Raw genomic sequence first — 19993 nt, forward strand, 5'->3', positions numbered from 1 at the left:
GATTGTCTCTATTTCCGGAATCTATAGGGTTCATCGAAATGGATTTAAATTGGTTAGCCTTGTCGTATCATTCCGTTGGAGTTTTCGCCGCAAATTTAATCAGTGTGATACTCACTATTTTTCTATTGAGCAAAAAAAATAAAACACCTACAACCTGGTGGCTCGCAATGATGTTCTTAGGTTATAGCTTTATGTTGTTCGGTTATGTAATGGCATATTCCGTTAATGCAAGCTGGGGGGCATACCATCGTTTTTTTACGAGCTGTGCAATGTTTGGAAATGCAGGAATGATCGGATTTGCTTACACGTTTCCAAGACTTGATCAGCCGAAAGAGGCAAAAATTGCAATACCTCTATCATTCACCTTATTATTAGTTACATTCACCGATTTTGTATATACCGGCTCCCGATTAGAGATCATCTACAATTTTACAGCGCATTTTTATACTTTTGACTATGGTGCGCAGCATGCGATTGCTTTACTTTTAACTCAAATATTTCCCTTAACCATACTGATTCGCAAAACAATCCGGTATTCCGCTTACGATGGCTTTTTTTCAAAATGGATTTCCAAACCGGTGTCGCCTTCGGGGTACCCTATGTTTTTACTTTCCAGGTTTTGCGTTGGTTGGATCAAGTTCATCAATCCGAAAGGGGAAGATGCAAAGGCTTGCAAAAGTTTCGTAAAAGCGATCATCATCTTCCTCTTTATTGCGGCATTAAATGTATTAAATAAATCAGGAATTGTCACATATGATTTATATGCATTCGGATTTTCAAACGTAACATTAGTTATCTGCTTCTACTTTGTAATCACCTACTTGAATAATTCACCCGAACCTACTACATTTATGGTAAAATTGGTCGGCGTAAGTCTCGTGACCGTTCTTCTTGTGCTTGGATTTGTAGGCAATATAACACTTTCCTTGAGCGAAGAGGAATACGATAACCAAAAGAGAACGGAAATTTTAGGTTCCAAACCTTTCTTATTAAACAAACAATACGATCAAGTCGCCGAAGATATCGAATATATCATTCGAAAGCCGGTAGATTCGGATTCTTTTAGCAAAAATTTAAAAATTGAATACAATCGTCACCCGGATCAACTGAACATCGAAAGAGTATTATCGGAACAAAAGAAAGTACAGGATTTTGCTCTTAAAGAATTACTTACGGAGATACTGAAAAAGAACGGCCGCAGCTTAAAAACAAACACTCCAACGCAAGGAGAAGAAGACGAGGCGCTGTCTCGCTTCAGCAAAACGAAAGCTTACGGAAATCTGAACAGTTCTTCTCAGAATGATTTGAATCGTCTCTACAGAACAGCTGACAAACGTTACACGCATTTCGATTTTATAATGAAAAATGTAAAATATGAAGTAGGATTTTCATATGATGAATATCGAAAGCATACGCATAGAAATACGATCAAACTGATTTACATTATATTTTCAACATCACTTCTGATTCTGATTATTTTTCCGAGATTTTTCCATTCCAGTCTTGTCAAACCGCTCAACGATTTACTTTCCGGTGTCACTAAAGTGAACGAAGGTAACCTAGAGATCCAAGTTCCTATCAAAGTTCAGGATGAAATCGGTTATCTTGCCGGCTCATTCAATTCGATGGTTTATTCCATTAAAGAAGCGCGAAAGGAACTGGAAGACTACGCTGTTAATCTCGAAAAAAAAGTGAAAGAACGCACGCGAGAAGTTCAGGAGAAAATGGACGAAGTGCAAAAGTTGAAAATTCAACAAGACGGCGATTATTTTCTCACCTCCTTACTTGCCAAACCTCTATTCTTCAATGCCAATAAATCAAAGTTAGTTCCTACTGAATTTGTGATTCATCAAAAAAAGAAATTCGAATTCAAAAGCAAAACCGCCGATTTGGGCGGGGATATTTGCATCACAGGAACATTAAAATTCGGTAAACCGGAGGATTACAAAACCTACATTATGACCTTGAACGGGGATGCAATGGGCAAATCCATGCAAGGAGCGGGGGGAGCGCTGGTTATGGGTGTTGTAATCAATGCAATCATGTCCCGCTCTGCATCCAATAAAAAAGTTTTAGACATGAAGCCGGAAGAATGGCTCACGGATATTTATTATGAAGTAAATTCCGTATTCAAATCGTTTAACGGAACTATGGTGATTTCTGCTACCGTTTTACTCATCGAAGAAAAATCAGGGGAGATGTTTTATTTCAACGCAGAACATCCGGCTACCATTCTTTACCGGGACGGAAAGGCAAGCTTCATAGAACAAGAATTATTATTGAGAAAATTAGGTCAGGAGTCCGAGTTCGCTTTTCAAGTATATAAATACCAACTGGAGCCTGGAGATATAATTATTCTCGGTTCCGATGGACGTGATGATATAAATTTAACGCCAAATTCGAAAACGAGAACCATCAATGAAGATGAGTTTGCAATTCTCAGAACGATCGAAAAAACGAAGGGAAATATTTTCAAGATGGAAGAGGCTCTGAAAGAAATCGGAGAGATCACAGATGATTTGTCTTTCCTTCGAGTTGATTTTCATAGACAGGAAATCCGCGAAGAAATTCAAAACATTCAGGAAGAACCGATCTCTTCAAAATTCGAACACGAAGAACTTGAGATGCGTGATGATGAAGATTCACTTCTGGATATTACCGAAGTATATCGGCAAAGCAAACAACTGTACCAGGAAGGTCAGGTGAATGAAGCTCTCGCAGTTCTTACAAAAGCTCATTCCGTTGAACCGACCAATCAAAAGTTGAACAAATTATTCGGACTTATGAGCTTCAAAGGAAAGGATTATGCAACCGCTGTTGAAGTGATCAATCACTATTTGCAAATGGATCCTGATACCGAAGAGATGTGGTACTATTTATCATTGTCTCAAAAGAAAATGGGAAGGTATTTATCTTCTTTGGAAGCTTCCAAACGTGTTTATCAATTGCATCCTGACAATATAAATAATTTAGTCAACTTATCCGACCTTAACCGTCTAACAGGAAATTACGATGAAGCGAAGGTCCTTTCGGAAAAAGCCTTGGAACTCGATCCGGAGAATCAAAACGCCAGGAAAATACTCAAGTATTTAGAGAAAGCCTAGTCCGGTATTTTTCATATTAAGAATGGATAGAGAGCGGATTTCGGGAAAATTCACTCTCTATCGGGTTTTTTTAAACGATCTTGGGAAAACACGAAGAAATCATGCTTTCGTATCATACTTCGGTTTTCAATGTTCTCCGGTTAGTTTCAATCCCATAACACCGATTACGATTAAACTTGCGGACAATACCCTCCAAAGAGTGGAGGATTCACCGAATACAATGATGCCTAACAAAAATGCACCGGTCGCACCGATTCCTGTCCATACAGCATAGGCCGTTCCCATAGGAATTGTTTTTTGGGCATGCCAAAGCAGAAACACGCTGATGGTCATGGAAAGTATGGAAAATCCGATCCAAGGGATTTTGTATTCACTCGATTCCGAAAGTTTGATTCCCAAAGGCCAACCGATTTCAAAGACGCCCGCCAGAATTAACACGATCCAATTCATTATTTTTTCTCCAATGACCATTTTTTCAGGAGCCAATCCAAGGTCAAACCGACCTTTCTTTTCCATGTGGAACGAAGAACAGTTGGCAATCATTGAATCCAAAGCAAATAGAAAGCAGGTGATCGCTGCGGCAGGCTCAGGCAAGACATCCACAATGATCGGGCTTTTAGAAGAACAAGAAAGAAGAAAGACGATTCCGCCCGAAAGAACTTTGATCGTTACATTTACAAACAAAGCAACTGACGAATTCAGAGATCGCACAATCGCAAAACAATTGTCAAATGAATATAGGATTTCCACTTTTCACGCATTTTGTTTTCAGTCACTTCGAAAGCTTCATCCCCATTTCAAGGAAAGAGGAATCAGGATTTTAACCAATCCGGAGAAGGAAAAACTCTCCAGAGACATCCTCACCAAACATAGATTTCAGGTCGGGGGGATACCGTTTTCCATTTTATTCGGTCGAGGCGGAAAGTTATTCAAAAAGGAATTTCCGGAAGTCTATGATAACTATCAAAACGAATTACTGAAATACAAAAGGAAAGAACAAAAATTCGAATTTGACGATTTGATTTCCATGGTTCTGTCGGAATTGGAAGCGGGAGAAAGCTGGACCAAAGAATTAACAAATGAGTTCGATTCCGTAATCGTTGACGAGTTCCAAGACACGGATTGGTCTCAACTAGGAATATTAAAAAAAATGAATATAGAAAACATGACGATCGTAGGAGATGATTGGCAGGCAATTTACGGATTCAGAGGAGCAACACCGGAACCATTCCTGTCCTTTCCCAAGTATTTTCCCGATACGAAAGTATTTCAGTTATGCAAAAACTACCGTTCTTTAAAAGGAATCATCGACCTCTCTGTTTTACCTATCGGAAAAAATAAAAACAAAATCGAAAAAGAAGTAAAGGCACATAGACAAGGAGAGATGTTTTATTTATCTTTGGTGATGGAACATCCCAAAAGAGACAGACAAGTCATCAGGGAAAAATTAAGAACCTTTTTTGAAACCGATCCGGAAACGATTCTACTAGTCAGATCCAATTTCAGAAAAAGAGAATGGATCGAATCCGGAATTTCTCAAGACAAGGTAATGACAATCCATGCATCAAAAGGACTTGAATTCGGAACAGTCATCACCGACATCAGCTCCGGCTGGAACCTAACAGGAGAATCCGATGAAAACGATACCGAGGAGGAAAGAAGAATCCTATACGTCGCGCTTTCCCGTGCAAAAAACAAACTCATTCTCCTAGGCAAAGAAAAATCCAAATCCAAAAAAGGGTTGGAAGACGAATTATTCGGTTATTTTCCAAAAGCGGATACAAGAACAAAAGGCGCTTTACGCCTCCCTTTCCCATGGGGAAATGGTAAAACATTCGGGGGATTAGCTCAGCTGGTTAGAGCGCTACCTTGACATGGTAGAGGTCGCTGGTTCGATCCCAGTATCTCCCAAGATTGTATGAAGCCCCCTGCAGCTCATCCAGTTGTTTCCCCAACTGTAATTTTTTATCCTAATGCAAATTTAACAATCAGTAGTCGGCTGCAGCTTCCGACAACAAAATCTTGGTTCGGAGCCATGTTGGAACAAGTCGTCCTATACGCACAGCAAGAGCAGTGCTAAAAGGAAATCGATTTTCGTGAACTTCCCGACGTAGACCATTCAATATGTATTTCACTGCCTCTTTCTCGCTAATTTCATTCGGTGCCGGAATGCCGTCGTCTTTAACGGCTTCTGTGGCAACAAAGCCGGGATGGATTGTTTGGATGCGCACATGTTTGAAACCGAAATGTTTTAGTTCCATTCTCGCAGTATCCAAGAAAATTCTCCCCGCTGCTTTCGCCGCAGTATAATCACCTTGCATAGGTATTCCGAAGTAAGTCGCAAGAGAATTGAGATGAGCAATCATACAAGGTGTCGTTTGTGATTTCATTTGGGCTATTACCGGAACGAAAAAGTTTATCAGGGTATCGTAATTGGTTCGCATCTTACCAAGAATCACTTCTCTCGAATCTTTGATTGTGTTGGAGGCCGGGCCAACCCCCACGTTTAGAATTGCAATGTCGATCTTTCCGAATGTCTTAGTCGTTTCACGAACAACCAAATCCGCATGTTTGGGATCTGTGGCATCACCTGCAAAAAAAAGACATTTACTACCCTTGTCTTCGATTTCTCGTTTTAGGTCTTGGAGAAGATTCTCCCGTCTTGCGGTAACTACGATATTATTTCCAAAATCGGCGAGAACGATTGCAAGTTCTCTTCCGATGCCGGACGATGCGCCGGTTATTAAAATCGTTTTGTTTTTATAGTCCATATTCCCCCCAACCTTGTCCGAAATCAGTATGCTGTAAAACCTGTTGGAGCTTTACCAAGTGCGTATGCCGCTGCGGCCTTACGTTCATCTTTTATAAGTCGATTTTTTGCAATCCAACGGACGAACCATGGGATGCGGCGTATTTTGCCGCCGGTTGCGTGGGCCAAAAGATACGCTTTAGAGCATTTTTCAATCAATTCGCAATTGTATATGGCCTTCTCTCGGGTAACGCTTGTTATCACCACTCCGTTTGTATCGAGAAACGCGTTGGCACCATTGAGTAAGACCGAGTCGGCAATAGCTGAGCCATCCTCGGATTTATGAATGGGAACCACAGGTGCACCAAGTTGCCGGCACTGTTCATCAAAAACAAGAGGAAGCGGATCTTTTAATGTTTTTAATAGAGAGCCCCAAATAGGCTGGAAACAGGCAATGGCTCCAATGTCGGGTCTCGCTTTATACATGCTTGCGTGAAAGTGAATCACGGCTAATCTTTCCGAGTCAAGAATCGTCGTCTGACCGTGGATGTCGAATTGGTCTGTCTGCACTTTAGCACCTTTTCCTGAGCCTCTATTAATCAGCAGGAAAGCTTCTGGTTTCCTTCCGGGGAGCCGGAAGGAAAGGCTTGCTGCTTTTTTCTGTAAGAGACCTTTTGCCTCCAACCTTTCCCATAAATTCATCAAGTCTTTGAGATCGGTAGATCCATGTTCCTTTGTTGGTTTTTTTTTCGTTTTTACGTAGTTCATGTTATTCCCTGATTTTATATTATTAGGCAAGTCGAGGTTGCACTTTGCCTATAGGATCGAAAGTGCTTGTTGCATAACAAGAGGAGAAATTTCCGAGAAGTTCGGATTGTTTTTTATACGGGAACGAAGGAAGTATGCTGATTGTTCCTCAGCTAACAGAACATTTGCAATTGCCTCATCTATAGATTTAGCCCCACAAACTATTCCATGGTTTCGTAATAGGTATCCATTTGTGTCCTTTCGTAACTTCTTCTTAAAAGCGCTAACCAAGAATGATGTTCCGGATGGTGCATAGGAAACGATGCGTAAGGCTGACCCAAGACTTGCGCGGGACTCAGCACCTTCGACAGGCATGTCAATTCCGAGTAGAGTTACCGCACTCGCCAGGGGTTGGTGTGTATGTAAGCTGACTTGCAAATCAGGTCTACAAGTCAAAAAGGCTGCATGCATCCCGCTTTCGGTGGTAGGCTGCTTAGTGCCTTCTACTAGTTTCAAGTCCCTCATCCTGACAATACAGATATCCTCATTTTTCATGCTGTAATAGTCGGAAGCTGACGGCGTAACAGCCATAAGTTCTGTGTCTATCCGCACAGCCAAGTTTCCGCCGATGCCGGCAAAAAAACCAAGGTCAGCAAGCCTTACGGAAGCTGCTACTATAGATGCACGCACCGCTTCAAACCTTAAACCTGTCATATTATTAACTCCTCAGCAGACACAAAAACTCGGCAAACGCTGAGCCAAAAGTAGAGATAAATCGACTAATGTCGAGTAAATTTCTTTTTAAATTACTAAAAATGGACTTGAATCGTTTCTAAAGTCGATTTTTGTCGGTAATAGTGTCGAAATCGTCAAAACAAATATCCTCGAAATCACCAGCAAGTGGATTGAAATCCGAAGGTCCCTTGGGCGTCGGCAGAAGGGCCGTTTTGATTCAGGCATTGAGAGAATTATTGAGAGAGGAAGCTCCTGAGTCTCTCACGTTTGCAAAAATTTGTGAGCGTGCTGACATTCCCAGGGCGTCGGCCTATCATTTCTTTCCAAATATGGGAGCGCTTTATTTGGGCCTCCGACTCCTTCATGCTGAACTTGTAGCGGCGAGATTGTCCCGGGTGGATACCTCTCAATTCGAGAGCTGGCAAGACTATGTGTATTTCCTTGCCGGAGAAGCAATTGCCGTCCTCCGAGAGGATTCTGCGATGATGCGTGTCGTTTATGGAGTTCGCAATGAAGAGACAATGCTCATTGGTAAAGAACTCGATTCCAAAATTGCAAGCATCGCTCTCAAGCAGGTGATGGATCGTTTCGCACTTCCTTTCTGGCCAGACGCTCCGAGGAAAGTGGGTATTGCTGTTGCGCTCATTGACTCCGTCTTCCGCTTCTCCTTTCGCGAGCAAGGCACGATCACGGACGAAATCGTTCGGGAAGCGGGCCGAGCTGCCGTTGCGTATCTTCGCTGCTATTTGCCCGAGTACGTGGATAGCAAGCCTTAAGCCCAACCCCCAGGAATGCTACAAAAACTCAGCATTTGTCCACCGGTTTAGCGGAACACCAGAACTTCTCACCTAACCTTGACTACAACCTTTCCTTTTGCACGCCCGCTTTCCACATAACTCATAGCTTCATTCGTTGCTGCGAAAGGAAATACCTTATCTATAACCGGACGTATAATCCCGGAATCAATGAGAGAAGTGATCTCGCTCAATTGATTTCCGTCTGCCCTCATAAAAAGAAAGGAAAAGTCTACGTTGAATCTTTTTGCCTTTTTCCTCATACTAAAACTCAAGAGTCGCATAATCAATTTCACTAACCACGGCGCTTGGATTTCTTCCGCAAAATCGGGGTCAGGTGGCCCAGAGATAGAGATGAGTTTTCCTCCGGACTTCAGGACTCTTAGAGATTTTTCAAGAGCCTTTCCGTCTTGACTATTCAAAACGACATCATAATGACTCAGAACTTTTTCGAAATCCTCCTTCTTGTAGTCAATCACAACGTCCGCTCCGAGGCTCTTCACCAAATCCATATTGCCGGTACTTGTCGTTGTCGCTACCATTGCGCCCAAATGTTTCGCCAACTGAATCGCAAATGTTCCTACACCTCCGGAACCTGCCTGAATGAAAACTTTTTGTCCTTTCTGCAAATTTGCTTTTTCAACTAGCGCTTGCCAGGCGGTTAAGCCCACCAGAGGAATGGACGCTGCTTCTTCCATAGTAAGCTCTTTAGGTTTAATCGCGAGGTCCTGCTCCTTCACAGCAATTAGTTCCGCAAAAGCACCGATCCTATGATCAGCCGGCCGTGCATAAATTTCGTCTCCGACTTTAAACCGTGTTACACTGGATCCTACTTTAAGCACAACGCCCGCTACGTCATGACCTAATACAAACGGTGTTTTATAAGGCAAAATGAGTTTGAACTCTCCGTTTCGGATTTTGGAGTCCAAAAGATTGACTCCTGCGGCTGCAACCTGAACCAATACTTCGTCTTCTTGTATCTCCGGATCCGGCATTTCAATCGACTTTAATCGTGTCTTCTTCCCGTAATGACTGACAATCTGTGCTTTCATGTTGTTTTCCTTAATATTAAAATATGTATGCTGTTACTGATTTTTTTAGTTCGGATTCTTGGGACTAAATTTTGATTGTAAAATGCAAGCAATACTGCATTAATAGACTTGCAAAATGCAAGTAATAAAGAAGTTTTTTTATGACTACAATTAAAAAAAGGTCGGATTGCCCGATTAGTTGTTCCCTCGATACATGGGGAGACAAGTGGTCCCTACTCATCGTCAGAGACCTGATGTTTGCAAAAGAATGCACCTATGGCGATTTTCTAAAATCGCAGGAAGGAATAGCCACCAACATTTTAGCGTCAAGATTACTGACGTTGGAAGAAAATAAGATCATAGAAAAACATGATCACCCCGATAGCAAAGCGAAGGTGTTATATAAGCTAACCCGAAAAGGAATAGATTTGCTTCCTATACTGATTGAAATAAATTTATGGGCTGAAAAATATTCATCCATACCCGCAGATAGAAAGGCTATGTTGAAAGAGGTAAAAAAAGATAAGCTCGGGTTCATCAAAGCAATGACCAAAGAATTGGAGCGGACCTGACATTTAGGAAAATCATGCTATCTGCTCACTCACCAAACACCGAGGGGGTCGACTGATTAACGAGTAGATAGATCATCATAGTTTTATTTATGTTTGATTCACTCTCTTCAAAACTGCGCCTTCAAAAGTATTATAGGCATACTGCTGTAGCGCCAGAAAAATCGATGCACCTTTCCCTACAGGATAGCTGAATTTAGGAACTCTTTCGTCCACAATCTTCACTACCTTATCTACGACAGGTTCCGGCCCCGGCGCTTTATCAAATTCCTTTTTCATGTATGTTGAGATCTTGTGTCGGTATAAATCGTAATCATTTATATTCCCGGTAGCTCTAGTTGCATTTTCGCCGATATTGGTTTTGAAACCCATCGGTTCAACCATACACACCTTGATGTTGAATTGATTCAATTCAAACCGCAGTGTTTTAAAATATCCTTCCAAAGCATGTTTAGAAGCCGAGTAGAAAGCCACATTAGGAAGCCCGATCAAACCCAAGAAAGAACCTACTGTGATTATTTTTCCCTGTCTTTGTTTTCTAAAATGAGGCAACAACTCATTTGTGAATTTGACGGTTCCCCAAAAGTTTGTTTCGAATTGCTGTTTTCCCAATGCAACCGAGGTCTCTTCGGCAAGTCCCGTCACCAGATATCCTGCATTATTGATGAGCACATCCAATCTATCGATTTGGCTGAAGAGTTGCTTACCGAAAGATTCAATCGAGTTATCATCGGAAATATCCAATGACAATAATTTGAAAGGCAGCTGGGATTGGTATTTTTTCGGATCACGACTCGTGCCGATTACATGATGACCCTTTTTATGCAGTCTGTTTGCGATAAGGAGTCCGATGCCGGAAGAAGCTCCGGTTACTAAAATTGTTTGTTTCATTTTTCTGGTGTCCACAATATTACTTGTATTTCACAAGTATAGTCACGCAAATCCACTTGCATAATGCAATTCATTTTTTTGATTATTTTATCGTTTAAGTTCGAAATAGTTCGGATTATCAAATTTCTACAGCCCTAGATATGGGCTCGGGCATATAAAAAAATCCTTACTCCCATAAGGATAAAGATTGCATTCTAAAAATCATAAATTAGATTATAGCGGATCATATGAAGAACAGACTGCCGCAAGAAGAATCCTTACTGGTCCTATATTTTATTATTTATTCCATCATTGCAGGCTCAGTTCTGAGCTTCACAGACTTAAGCCCAGGTTGGAAGTTGTTCTCCCTCACTCTTTTCTTTCATATCAGTTTCCTTTCTTTGACAAAACCGTTACGTTGGCACATTCCTTTTCAAATTTGGAAGTTTCTATTGCCTCTTTCCATTCTGATGATTTTGCCAGACTGGTTCTTATCGGAAGTATTAGGCGTTTTGGTATTTCCTGAGGACGGGTTTTTCAAAATAGGAACTGTTGCAGGTTATATGGCAGGACTCTGGGAGATTCCTCTTTTCATACTGGTCTATATAGGGATCAAATTGGAAGAGAAGTCCGTTTCCATACTCGGTACCTGCTTATGGGTGGCTTTTTTATCTCTGGCTATTTTCGGAGCGGCGGAAGCAACAATGTGGATTCTTACTTCCTGGTATGCTCAAAATGTAAAAATGATTGGTCATGTAGCCTTGTATGTTCTTGTTCCCGAAATGATTCTAGGAGTGACAACTTATCTGGCATACCAGGGATTTTCCGGAGGACCGTATATCATTCAAATAGGAATGGCCGCTTTGATTATGATTCAGTATACCGGTAGTCTTGCTATTTCCTATTTGGTGATAGAAAAAATCTTTTGAAAAAGATATTTCTCAAAACAAGAACATTCTAAGCACGGGAAACAACTTTAGAAATGCTTGCTTCCAGAGCTTAAAATTGAACTCTAGAGGGATGAATTTGTTTTTTCGTCGTGCTGCGGCATTTTTTCTAGTTTCCGCCGCAAGCCTTCTCATTGTTGAATTTGCACTTCGATTTTTCAACCCCCCTGCCCTACAGTATTATAGAGATGTAAAATTATTACATGCCTACCATCCGGATTACGGAGTGAGTTTGCAGCCGAATGAAAGCAGATTTGTCCGACATTATTCCGGCGCCTGGGAAGGCAGGTTCACTACAAACTCTCTGGGACAAAGGGGAAAAAAAGAACCCGACCCCGATGTTTCGAAACTTCTTTGTTTGGGAGACAGCATGGTCATGGGATTCGGAGTCTCTGACGAAGATACATTTTGTTCCCAGTTGGACGGATTGGAACTCTCAGGAGAAAAATACCAAACGCTCAATATAGGTGTGGATGCTTACGGCTCGCTAGGAGCGGCAAAACGTTTGGAAGACATGACAAACCAATTAACAAAAGTTAAAGAAGTTTTGTTCTTTATTTCGCCGAACGATTTCACAATGCCGGAAGTATTACGCAACCAGGGAATCCTTCCCGATGATGAAACGGATGCACTTCATGAAAACGATTTGGTCTGGAAAAGAAACTTCCACATTCAATTTGAAGCTACTCGAATCTCATTTTTTCTCCAAGCATTGAAGTTGGGATACGAACAAACCAAAGTCCAGATCACTATCTCCCAAGCTTCCGCCCGAACGGAAATCCAATCCTTGTTTACAAATCCCCTCCGATACATAAAAGAATCCTTTTCCAGAACTCCCAAAAAACCGATTTGCAACCTGACAAAATCGGAAACCGAAAATCAAATCTGCCCGGAGCCGAGCCTTGCAAGTGAATTTCCATGCACGGACAAACCCTCTTCTCCTGAATCATTGCCCCCTCTACCGGATGTCACTATAGCAGCTTACGAAAGAATGATTGCACTCAGTAAAACAAAGAATTTTAAACTAACACCTGTTTTTTTACCAATGCAAATGGAAGAAATCTTTTGTTATGCCAAAGGCAAATATAGTCCCTTGGGAAATTATTCCATCCAAGCGGAATTCTTTTGGGAAAAAAAGAAAATCGATACGATCAAGCTCATACCTTATGTAAAAAAAATGTGCGGGGCACCGTTCCAAACGAAGACGGGAAAGATCAGAAAAGCGGGGATCAAAGATTATTTTATTCCGGGAGATGGTCACCTAACCAAGATTGGAAACCGATGGGTTTCAGATGCGCTTAAGCAAGAATTAAGAAAAGGTATTCGTTAATGTTATTCAATTCCGCACATTATTTTATTTTTGCACCGATTGTAATTTTACTCTATTTTATTTTTCCAAAAAAGTTTCAGATGCCATGGTTGTTCATAGTCAGTTTGTACTTTTATGCGATATTCAGGGTTCCTTTTTTGCTTCTGCTTATCTTTTCCTTCATTGTCACCAAACTGGCAGTAGATGCAATGGAACGAACGGATAAAAAAATAGCTAAAATATTCTGGTTGAATGTATCCATCTGGAGTAACCTGGGCTTACTTTTTGTTTTTAAATATCTGGATTTTACCATTTCCGCCTGGAATAGTTTGTTTGGATTGAAGCCTTGTGATCCTAGTTTTGTTTCTTCTTTGGGAATCATTCTTCCCATGGGAATCAGCTTTTTTACCCTTCAAGCGGTGTCTTACGCGGTTGATGTGTTCCGAGGAGTGGTTCAACCTGCAAAATCCATATTTCACTTCGGACTATTCATTTCCTTTTTTCCCCAACTGGTCGCAGGCCCGATCCTCAGAGCAAGCGACGTTTTGACTCAATTTCTGGAACCGAAAGAATTTCAAAAAGAAAATCTGACCAAAGGACTCAAACAACTGTTTTGGGGTGTTTTCAAAAAAACATTTATCGCAGACCCGGTATCTTATGTGATTGATCCCGTTTTCGGAGATCCGACTCAATATAGCGGAGTTGCGATCTGGGCTTCAGGTATTTTATTCGGAGTACAAGTGTATTGCGATTTTTCCGGTTATTCGGATATTGCAATCGGAACTGCCAGAATTTTAGGATTTCATATTCCCAAAAACTTTGACAGACCATTCCTTTCGGGAACCCTCGGCGAACTTTGGAGAAGATGGCATATTTCCTTTTCCACTTGGTTGCGGGAATATGTTTATATCTTCCTAGGCGGAAGCAAACGCGGAGAAGTCATCACTTATATCAATCTATTTATTACTACTTTTGTATCGGGGATATGGCATGGAGCCGATTGGACTTATATCATCTGGGGTGCAGCTCACGCAGGAGCAATGGTTATAGAAAGATTTGCGTTCAAGTTCAAAGCCGTAAAAAATGCCTGGGACTCAGTGCCTCGTGCAATCCAACCGATCTATCCGATTTTTGTTTTCGTAGTGGCGATATTTTTTTTCCGAGCAAGACCTACAGAAGCTTTTCCGAATGCATTGGATATCTCTTTTTTAATGTTAGGTCGTGCCTTCGGCTTCGCAGAAGGACAAATGTTCGATGTGCCCGTATCGCTTATTTCGGTAATTGCTTTTTTGCTTTTTGTTGATATAGTTCAAAATAACAAAGAAGATTATTTCGACTTTATCACGGATCGTCCCGTATTTTTATACACGATCTGTTCGGTCATGTATATCACTGCCTTTCTCATTTATAGTGTAACAGTATCCAGTCCGTTCCTATACTTTCAGTTTTAGGTTTTTCCTTTAATCGGAGAACGAAACCATCCCTAGTACATAAAAAAACCCGGGCGGAACCAAATCGGAACCCGGGTTTTCTTTTCGTTTAAATGAAATTAGAATTGAACTTTAGGTGCGTTTTCAACTGCTTTTACATCTTCAACCGTGAATGTAGGTTTGCCTTCATAGCCGAATGCTTTGGCAGTGAGAACAGCAGGGAACTGACGAATATAAATATTATACTCTTTCGTAGCTTTGATAAAGCGGTTACGAGCAACTGTTACACGGTTTTCCGTACCTTCCAATTGAGCCATCAAATCTCCGAATCTTTCGTTTGATTTCAATTCAGGATAATTTTCCTGAACAACTAACAGCCTGGAAATAGCAGAACCCAACTGGCCTTGTGCTTGGTTGAATTTTGCAAAAGCCTCCGGATCGTTAATCAATTCAGGAGTTGCTTGAATGGAACCTAATTTGGAACGAGCATCTGCAATCCCTTGTATAATTTCTTTTTCTTGTTTGGCGAAACCTTTTACAGCGGCTTCCAAATTGGGAATTAGATCGGAACGTCTTTTGTATTGGTTGAGAACTTCAGCCCAAGCCGCAGTCACTTCTTCATCCAATTCCTGGATTTTATTATAACCGCAGTTAGTAAGAAGGGATACAAAGAGAAGAACAATCGAAAATCGTCGAATCTGTTTAATCATAGAATGTGTTTACCTGATAGTTAGAGTAGGTGCAAGTGAAATTCGGGAAAAAAATTAATATCGGAATCGTTTCGTAGCCAAAAACCAGTTTTTTTCCTCATTTTCCAAATAGGAAACCAACTCCGAATCGGGAATTCCCCCATCCAAATATCGGAGCAGCATCCTATCCCCGACAAGGAGTTCAATCGCGGGCTTGTCGGAACGAAATTCATACACACCTCTCAAATATTGAAATTCATTCGGAAAAAGTTCTTTCAGATTCTTTAAAAAAAACAGAGTGAAATAGAGGGAATGAAATTTTTTAGGATTCTTTATCAGTAGCTGATAACCTTCACATATTTGGTCTTTGAATTTATGGAATGTTGGTAAAAATCTAAGAGGTCTCATTAGAATTGCATTCGTTTGGTGGGCTTTCAAACGTTTGTCCAATTCTTCTTTTGCTTTCCCTATCAAATAAGGCGCTCCGAAAATTTCAAACGGTTTGGTAGTTCCTCTCCCTTCGGAAAGATTGGTTCCTTCCAAAAGACATTGTCCCGAATACACATAACAAGTATTTTGTGTTGGTATATTTGGAGAAGGCGGCACCCACAACAAAGTCTGATATGATTTCGGATGATAAACTCCGATGGGAATCACTGCAATATCTACATTCAATTCAAATGTTTCGTTATAATAGTTCAGAAGTCCGGCAGGGCTTAACCCATGCCTGTGCAGGACGGAACGTACTCCCACAAATGATTCGAACTCCGCTGCAAGAGGGCTTCCTTCCACTTTGTCTCCGATCGGATTAGGAGAATCAACTACGATAAAAAGAGGTGCTTTTCCCGTTTCTTTTTTGAGTTTGGAAATCCCTTCTAAAATATAATATGCAGTCGTTAAAAAAGTATAATACCTTGAACCGACATCCCTGATATCAATGACGATGATATCCAATCTTTGCAATACATCGCGAGAAGGAACAAGGCTATCTTCCTTGTCACCGTAAAGATTCACTATATTACAATCACCGAACAAGTAACCAAGTTCAGAGCCGCTCACTTGATCCTGCAGTTCCGCAAAAAGACCGTGTTCAGGTAAAAACAAAGTATCGATTTTAATATCTTCACTGAAAGAAATAAAATGATAATTTTTATTCCAACCAAACGCACTTTGGTTTGTTAAGATACCCGCACTGCAACCGGTGAGTTTTTTAAGATTTTTTATAAACTTCATTTATGTTTTTGAATGATTTCCTTTGCAAAAAGGGATTTTTCCCAAACAGATCTGATCTTTTCCAAATCCGAATTACGGTTAGGATTAAAAATTTCAATTATCTCTTCCAAAGCTATTTTATAATCATTCAGTGAATTAAAAATATTAGATCTGTTTTCTTCAAAGATAGACAACCACATCTCAGGATTGGAACCGGCAATTCTCGACATATCGCGGAATCCACCACCTGTGATTGGTTTGGTGCTTTTTTCTATTTGTTTTTTTGTAACCGGATTGGCAATGGCCGTGTTCACGAGTAAAGTCGATAAGATATGAGGAAGATGAGATAGATACGATAATGTTTCGTCATGTTCCTTTTCGCCCATCTCCAAAGTCCAGGAGCCGATAGCTTCCCAAAAGCTTCGAACCAAATCCACAGTTTCCGGTTTTGCTTTTTCGGGCTTAGTTACGATACACAATTTATCCTGGTAGAGATCTTCTTTTGCCGCTTCCGGTCCGGAATGTTCCGAACCGCACATGGGATGCGAAGAAATATAATGATGAACCGTATCAAAATGGGAGTTCACTGCAGTAAGTATGGTTTCCTTGGTAGAACCCAAATCAGTATAAACGGTAGTTCCGCTTTTCGGAAGTTTCGGAATGGTTTCAATCACAGACCGAACGGGTGTTGAAAACACAACAAAGTCGAAATCGGAAAACGTTCGAGTTTGATAAAACTCAGATTCGGTTAAAACGTCATGAGAAATATTTTTTTTTTGAATCGTCTGTTTTGAACTTTCCGAGCGTACAACACCGGTAATACGGATATTCGGAAACTTTTTCTTAATAGCAAGAGAGAGAGAACCTCCCATCAAACCCATCCCGAAGATCAGGACGTTTTTCCAACCGTTCATAAATTCTGTTCCGCAAGCGGGTATGAGCCGAGAATTTTAAACGAAGAACATTCTTTTTCAGTCTCTTTTAACAATTCTTTGATTTTTGGATCGTCTTTATGACCGAGAAAGTCTATGAAAAAATTATACTCCCAAAGGTTGCGTTTCAACGGTCTTGATTCAATCTTCGACATGTTAACGGATAGTTCATGGAACTTCTGTAAGATGGTATACAAGGCTCCGGTTTTATTCGGAACGGAAAAAACGAGTGAAGTTTTATCTTTTCCGGTTCTAGGACATTCCGTTTTTCCGATCACAAGAAAACGAGTAGTATTTCCGGAAAAGTCTTCGATACCGTCATGTATCACCTGCAGACCGTAGATTTCCGCCGCAACATTCGATGCAATTGCCGCTCCGTCTTTTTTTTCAGATACCAGTTTTGCCGCCATCGCAGTGGAAGAAGTTTCTATGATTTCCGCATGAGATAAGTTTGCTGAGATCCAATTGCGGCATTGTTCGTTGCCAATTCGAATTCCGTAGATTTTTTTGATCTTTGTAAGATCGGTCTCAAAGCCCAAAAGAGAAAAGCGGATTCTTTGGTATAACTCGGAGTAGATGGTTACATCCGAATCCAAGAGCATATCCAAAGTGGAACTCACCTGCCCTTCCGTGGAATTTTCAACAGGCACGACTCCGTAATCTATTTTGCCGGAAGCTGTGGAACGAAATACATCGGGAATGGTGGGCATACCGACGCTAGTCAATGTGGTTCCGAATTTGGATCGTAATGCTTCGTGGGAAAAAGAACCTTCCGGGCCCAAATAACCAATTTCTAACGGATGTTCTAAGGCAATTGTCCCGGACATGATCTCACGGTATATTGCCCGAATTACGGATGCGGGAAGAGGTCCTTTGGATTTGCCTGAAACTTTTTCGTAAACTTCTCTTTCCCGATCGGGTCTGTAAATAGGATCGCTTGAATTTCTTTTGATACGTCCGATCTCGGAAGCAAACTCAGCCCGTTTTTGAATGAGATCAATGATATTTTCATCCAAAGAATCAATTTGAATTCTAAGTTTTTTTAAATTTTCTTCCGTGGAACTCATAATCATTTATCCTCTAAAACTTCGGAGGGGCCGGTAGTCGATTCCTTAGTCTCGGGTTCATCGTGAATCTGCAACTCCTCAGGCAATAGTTTCGTATCAAAATCAGGATTCAATTCGTCTCCGTCTTCCGTAATCGATATCGTCTCGGGATTGAAATCTTCGAATTTTAATTCTTTCACTTCCACAGGTGTCGGGAGATCTGCAAGTTTGCTAAGCCCGAAATGCAATAAAAAATCATTTGTAGTCCCGTACAAAGTAGGTCTACCGGGAACTTCTTTTTGCCCTACAGCTTTGACCAGTTTTTTGGAAATAAGACTTGCTACCATGGCACGGGATGATACTCCCCTAATATCGTCTAACTCAGTCAAGGTGATAGGTTGTTTATAGGCGACTATCGCCAAGGTATCGAGAGTTCCCCTGGACAAGGTCTCTCGTTTTTTATCTTTAAATATATTGGAAAGTACTTCGGAATACAATTGATTGGTAATGAACTGATACCCGCCTGCAATTTCACGTAATAAAAATCCACCCTCTTTTTCCTGGTAGTCCAAAATCAATTCATCCAATAACTCCCGAGCCTCTGTCTTTTCTATCCCGGAGGATTTGGCAAGTGAGGAAAGTTTGATCGGTTCGGAGGATAAAAAGAGAAGAGCCTCAAGCAGGCCTTTGATATATTTACGATCTTCCAAGACTTAAGCAACCCGAATGATTTTGATTTCGCCGAATACTTTATGTTGTACAACCTTACAAATCCGAATCTTTACTGTTTCAAGTACTGCTAAAAATCCGGCTACGACTTCCTTTTTGTCGGGTGTGGCAGAAGAAAAAATATCCGCAAAATGAATTTCACCTTTTTCATCTAACAATCGTTGCAAGTATTCCATTTTATCTTCTACTGAAAATTGACCATGGCCTTCGAACATAGGAACTTCCTCTTCGTTGGAAGATTCTTTTTCCAAGATGGAGTTGAATGCTGATATCAAATCAACAAGACTTACATCCAACCAGGATTCTTCTTCTTCCAAAACCTGATTGGTTTCGCGAGTAAACATACCAGCCGTTAAACGATCTATTTCGGCGAGTTTTCTTCCTGCGATTTGAAATTTTTTATGTTCTAGTAGTTTATCCACCAATTCCTTTGGCAGAGGAGGATCGTAGTCTTCTTCTTCGAAACCAGGATCGGGTAAGAGTGCTTTGGATTTCAGATACACTAAATGAGCTGCCATTACGGCAAACTCGGAGGAAAGTTCAATCGAAAGAGATTGGCTAGTTCTTAAAAATTGAATGAAATCCGAAGTGATGCGAGAGAGAGAAATCTCAAAAATATCTACCTTATAACTATCAATTAAAGTCCAAAGAACGTTGATCGGCCCTTCGGTCAATCCTCCGTCCTGATTATTCCAACGGACTACAAATGATTGTTCCTGGTCTTTGGTCACCGAAACTAAATACCTAATGCTTTTGCGGCAGCCTGTTGCAATCTTTCCGGAGGAAAAGGTTTCACTACGAAATCTTTTACGCCCATTTTGATCGCTTTTGCCAAAAGGTCTTCCTGACCGAGAGCGGTTACCATGATGATCTTTGCCGCAGAATCGAATTTAATGATCTCTTTAGTAGCTTCGATTCCGTCTTTTTCGCGCATAGTGATATCCATCGTTACCAAATCAGGTTTCAAACTTTTATACTGTTCAACCGCAATATTGCCGTTTTCAGCTTCACCAACGATCTCGTGTCCAGCGCCAACCAATGCGTCTTTAACAAGTGTTCGCATAAATTTCGCATCGTCTACTACTAATATTCTCGCCATC

At 40.9% G+C, this 19993-nt stretch carries 20 protein-coding genes and 1 tRNA gene; 8 read left to right on the forward strand and 13 right to left on the reverse strand.

Going from position 1 to position 19993, the window contains the following annotated elements; genetic code table 11:
* The first annotated feature begins 38 nt into the window (after positions 1–38).
* The gene (locus EHS11_RS10175) at positions 39–3104 is read left to right on the forward strand and encodes a SpoIIE family protein phosphatase (protein WP_135764307.1); all 3066 of its coding nucleotides are present in this window, start codon (positions 39–41) and stop codon (positions 3102–3104) included.
* Positions 3105–3230: 126 nt separating this feature from the next.
* Here EHS11_RS10175 and EHS11_RS10180 read toward each other — a convergent pair whose 3' ends face one another.
* On the reverse strand, positions 3231–3554 hold the full coding sequence (locus EHS11_RS10180; RefSeq protein ID WP_135764308.1) for a DMT family transporter: 324 nt from the start codon (positions 3552–3554) through the stop codon (positions 3231–3233).
* A gap of 13 nt (positions 3555–3567) precedes the next feature.
* On the opposite strand from EHS11_RS10180, the gene EHS11_RS10185 reads away from it, so the two are divergent.
* Positions 3568–4977 carry a UvrD-helicase domain-containing protein gene (locus EHS11_RS10185; RefSeq protein ID WP_246047761.1) on the forward strand — a complete coding sequence of 470 codons (1410 nt, stop codon included), beginning with the start codon at positions 3568–3570 and terminating at the stop codon, positions 4975–4977.
* Positions 4942–5015, forward strand: a tRNA-Val gene (locus EHS11_RS10190). The genes EHS11_RS10185 and EHS11_RS10190 overlap by 36 nt, the downstream gene beginning before the upstream one ends.
* Positions 5016–5092: 77 nt before the next feature.
* Here the strand turns inward: EHS11_RS10190 and EHS11_RS10195 are convergent.
* Genes EHS11_RS10195 through EHS11_RS10205 form a run of 3 tightly spaced genes read right to left on the reverse strand, consistent with a single transcriptional unit; the run spans position 5093 to position 7314 of the window.
* The gene (locus EHS11_RS10195) at positions 5093–5875 is read right to left on the reverse strand and encodes an SDR family NAD(P)-dependent oxidoreductase (RefSeq protein ID WP_135764309.1); all 783 of its coding nucleotides are present in this window, start codon (positions 5873–5875) and stop codon (positions 5093–5095) included.
* 23 nt (positions 5876–5898) lie between these two features.
* Positions 5899–6621, reverse strand: a complete 723-nt coding sequence (locus tag EHS11_RS10200; RefSeq protein ID WP_135764310.1) for a class II aldolase/adducin family protein — start codon at positions 6619–6621, stop codon at positions 5899–5901.
* Positions 6622–6669: 48 nt separating this feature from the next.
* Entirely contained in the window at positions 6670–7314 is a 645-nt protein-coding gene (locus EHS11_RS10205) for a class II aldolase/adducin family protein (RefSeq protein ID WP_135764311.1), read from the reverse strand.
* Positions 7315–7505: 191 nt separating this feature from the next.
* Between EHS11_RS10205 and EHS11_RS10210 the strand changes: the two genes are divergently transcribed.
* A complete protein-coding gene (locus EHS11_RS10210; protein ID WP_246047762.1) occupies positions 7506–8111 on the forward strand; it encodes a TetR/AcrR family transcriptional regulator in 606 nt (201 codons plus the stop codon).
* A gap of 68 nt (positions 8112–8179) precedes the next feature.
* On the opposite strand, the gene EHS11_RS10215 is transcribed toward EHS11_RS10210, so the two are convergent.
* Positions 8180–9181 (reverse strand): NADP-dependent oxidoreductase, encoded by a 1002-nt coding sequence (locus tag EHS11_RS10215; protein WP_135764312.1) that lies wholly within the window; start codon positions 9179–9181, stop codon positions 8180–8182.
* Between the two features lie 140 nt (positions 9182–9321).
* On the opposite strand from EHS11_RS10215, the gene EHS11_RS10220 reads away from it, so the two are divergent.
* The gene (locus tag EHS11_RS10220; protein ID WP_135764313.1) at positions 9322–9732 is read left to right on the forward strand and encodes a winged helix-turn-helix transcriptional regulator; all 411 of its coding nucleotides are present in this window, start codon (positions 9322–9324) and stop codon (positions 9730–9732) included.
* Between the two features lie 87 nt (positions 9733–9819).
* Here the strand turns inward: EHS11_RS10220 and EHS11_RS10225 are convergent, their stop codons facing one another.
* Entirely contained in the window at positions 9820–10620 is an 801-nt protein-coding gene (locus tag EHS11_RS10225; protein WP_135764314.1) for an SDR family NAD(P)-dependent oxidoreductase, read from the reverse strand.
* A gap of 227 nt (positions 10621–10847) precedes the next feature.
* On the opposite strand from EHS11_RS10225, the gene EHS11_RS10230 reads away from it, so the two are divergent.
* The 3 genes from EHS11_RS10230 to EHS11_RS10240 all read left to right on the forward strand — a co-directional run bounded on the left by EHS11_RS10230 (position 10848) and on the right by EHS11_RS10240 (position 14306).
* Positions 10848–11528, forward strand: a complete 681-nt coding sequence (locus EHS11_RS10230) for a DUF6989 domain-containing protein (protein ID WP_135764315.1) — start codon at positions 10848–10850, stop codon at positions 11526–11528.
* Between the two features lie 151 nt (positions 11529–11679).
* Entirely contained in the window at positions 11680–12876 is a 1197-nt protein-coding gene (locus EHS11_RS10235; RefSeq protein WP_425460574.1) for an LA_2490 family SGNH/GDSL-type esterase, read from the forward strand.
* Positions 12876–14306: an MBOAT family O-acyltransferase gene (locus tag EHS11_RS10240; RefSeq protein ID WP_135764316.1), complete on the forward strand. Its 1431-nt coding sequence runs from the start codon at positions 12876–12878 to the stop codon at positions 14304–14306. Before EHS11_RS10235 ends, EHS11_RS10240 begins: the two co-directional genes overlap by 1 nt.
* A gap of 98 nt (positions 14307–14404) precedes the next feature.
* Here EHS11_RS10240 and EHS11_RS10245 read toward each other — a convergent pair whose 3' ends face one another.
* Genes EHS11_RS10245 through EHS11_RS10275 form a run of 7 tightly spaced genes read right to left on the reverse strand, consistent with a single transcriptional unit; the run spans position 14405 to position 19992 of the window.
* Positions 14405–14995: a LemA family protein gene (locus EHS11_RS10245; RefSeq protein WP_135764317.1), complete on the reverse strand. Its 591-nt coding sequence runs from the start codon at positions 14993–14995 to the stop codon at positions 14405–14407.
* Between the two features lie 54 nt (positions 14996–15049).
* The gene (locus EHS11_RS10250) at positions 15050–16207 is read right to left on the reverse strand and encodes a DUF1343 domain-containing protein (RefSeq protein ID WP_135764318.1); all 1158 of its coding nucleotides are present in this window, start codon (positions 16205–16207) and stop codon (positions 15050–15052) included.
* Entirely contained in the window at positions 16204–17100 is an 897-nt protein-coding gene (locus EHS11_RS10255; protein ID WP_135764319.1) for a prephenate dehydrogenase, read from the reverse strand. The genes EHS11_RS10250 and EHS11_RS10255 overlap by 4 nt, the downstream gene beginning before the upstream one ends.
* Positions 17097–18185 carry a prephenate dehydratase gene (gene pheA, locus EHS11_RS10260; RefSeq protein ID WP_135764320.1) on the reverse strand — a complete coding sequence of 363 codons (1089 nt, stop codon included), beginning with the start codon at positions 18183–18185 and terminating at the stop codon, positions 17097–17099. The genes EHS11_RS10255 and pheA overlap by 4 nt, the downstream gene beginning before the upstream one ends.
* Positions 18186–18187: 2 nt before the next feature.
* Complete coding sequence (gene scpB / locus EHS11_RS10265; RefSeq protein ID WP_210413669.1) at positions 18188–18847, reverse strand: SMC-Scp complex subunit ScpB; 660 nt, start codon at positions 18845–18847, stop codon at positions 18188–18190.
* Between the two features lie 30 nt (positions 18848–18877).
* A complete protein-coding gene (locus tag EHS11_RS10270) occupies positions 18878–19624 on the reverse strand; it encodes a segregation and condensation protein A (protein WP_210413668.1) in 747 nt (248 codons plus the stop codon).
* Between the two features lie 5 nt (positions 19625–19629).
* Complete coding sequence (locus tag EHS11_RS10275) at positions 19630–19992, reverse strand: response regulator (RefSeq protein ID WP_135764322.1); 363 nt, start codon at positions 19990–19992, stop codon at positions 19630–19632.
* Position 19993: the final 1 nt, after the last annotated feature.

This window comes from Leptospira ilyithenensis, from assembly GCF_004771005.1.
In the GTDB taxonomy this organism is placed as follows: domain Bacteria; phylum Spirochaetota; class Leptospiria; order Leptospirales; family Leptospiraceae; genus Leptospira_A; species Leptospira_A ilyithenensis.

Bases quoted from the DNA above. Each gene is read 5' to 3' on its own strand.
- EHS11_RS10250 (WP_135764318.1), bottom strand. From the start codon at position 16,207: ATGAAGTTTATAAAAAATCTTAAAAAACTCACCGGTTGCAGTGCGGGT.
- EHS11_RS10200 (WP_135764310.1), bottom strand. From the start codon at position 6,621: ATGAACTACGTAAAAACGAAAAAAAAACCAACAAAGGAACATGGATCT.
- EHS11_RS10275 (WP_135764322.1), bottom strand. From the start codon at position 19,992: ATGGCGAGAATATTAGTAGTAGACGATGCGAAATTTATGCGAACACTT.
- EHS11_RS10220 (WP_135764313.1), top strand. From the start codon at position 9,322: ATGACTACAATTAAAAAAAGGTCGGATTGCCCGATTAGTTGTTCCCTC.
- EHS11_RS10240 (WP_135764316.1), top strand. From the start codon at position 12,876: ATGTTATTCAATTCCGCACATTATTTTATTTTTGCACCGATTGTAATT.
- pheA (WP_135764320.1), bottom strand. From the start codon at position 18,185: ATGAGTTCCACGGAAGAAAATTTAAAAAAACTTAGAATTCAAATTGAT.
- EHS11_RS10230 (WP_135764315.1), top strand. From the start codon at position 10,848: ATGAAGAACAGACTGCCGCAAGAAGAATCCTTACTGGTCCTATATTTT.
- EHS11_RS10195 (WP_135764309.1), bottom strand. From the start codon at position 5,875: ATGGACTATAAAAACAAAACGATTTTAATAACCGGCGCATCGTCCGGC.
- EHS11_RS10225 (WP_135764314.1), bottom strand. From the start codon at position 10,620: ATGAAACAAACAATTTTAGTAACCGGAGCTTCTTCCGGCATCGGACTC.
- EHS11_RS10185 (WP_246047761.1), top strand. From the start codon at position 3,568: ATGACCATTTTTTCAGGAGCCAATCCAAGGTCAAACCGACCTTTCTTT.
- EHS11_RS10215 (WP_135764312.1), bottom strand. From the start codon at position 9,181: ATGAAAGCACAGATTGTCAGTCATTACGGGAAGAAGACACGATTAAAG.
- EHS11_RS10205 (WP_135764311.1), bottom strand. From the start codon at position 7,314: ATGACAGGTTTAAGGTTTGAAGCGGTGCGTGCATCTATAGTAGCAGCT.
- EHS11_RS10255 (WP_135764319.1), bottom strand. From the start codon at position 17,100: ATGAACGGTTGGAAAAACGTCCTGATCTTCGGGATGGGTTTGATGGGA.
- EHS11_RS10180 (WP_135764308.1), bottom strand. From the start codon at position 3,554: ATGAATTGGATCGTGTTAATTCTGGCGGGCGTCTTTGAAATCGGTTGG.
- EHS11_RS10175 (WP_135764307.1), top strand. From the start codon at position 39: ATGGATTTAAATTGGTTAGCCTTGTCGTATCATTCCGTTGGAGTTTTC.
- EHS11_RS10245 (WP_135764317.1), bottom strand. From the start codon at position 14,995: ATGATTAAACAGATTCGACGATTTTCGATTGTTCTTCTCTTTGTATCC.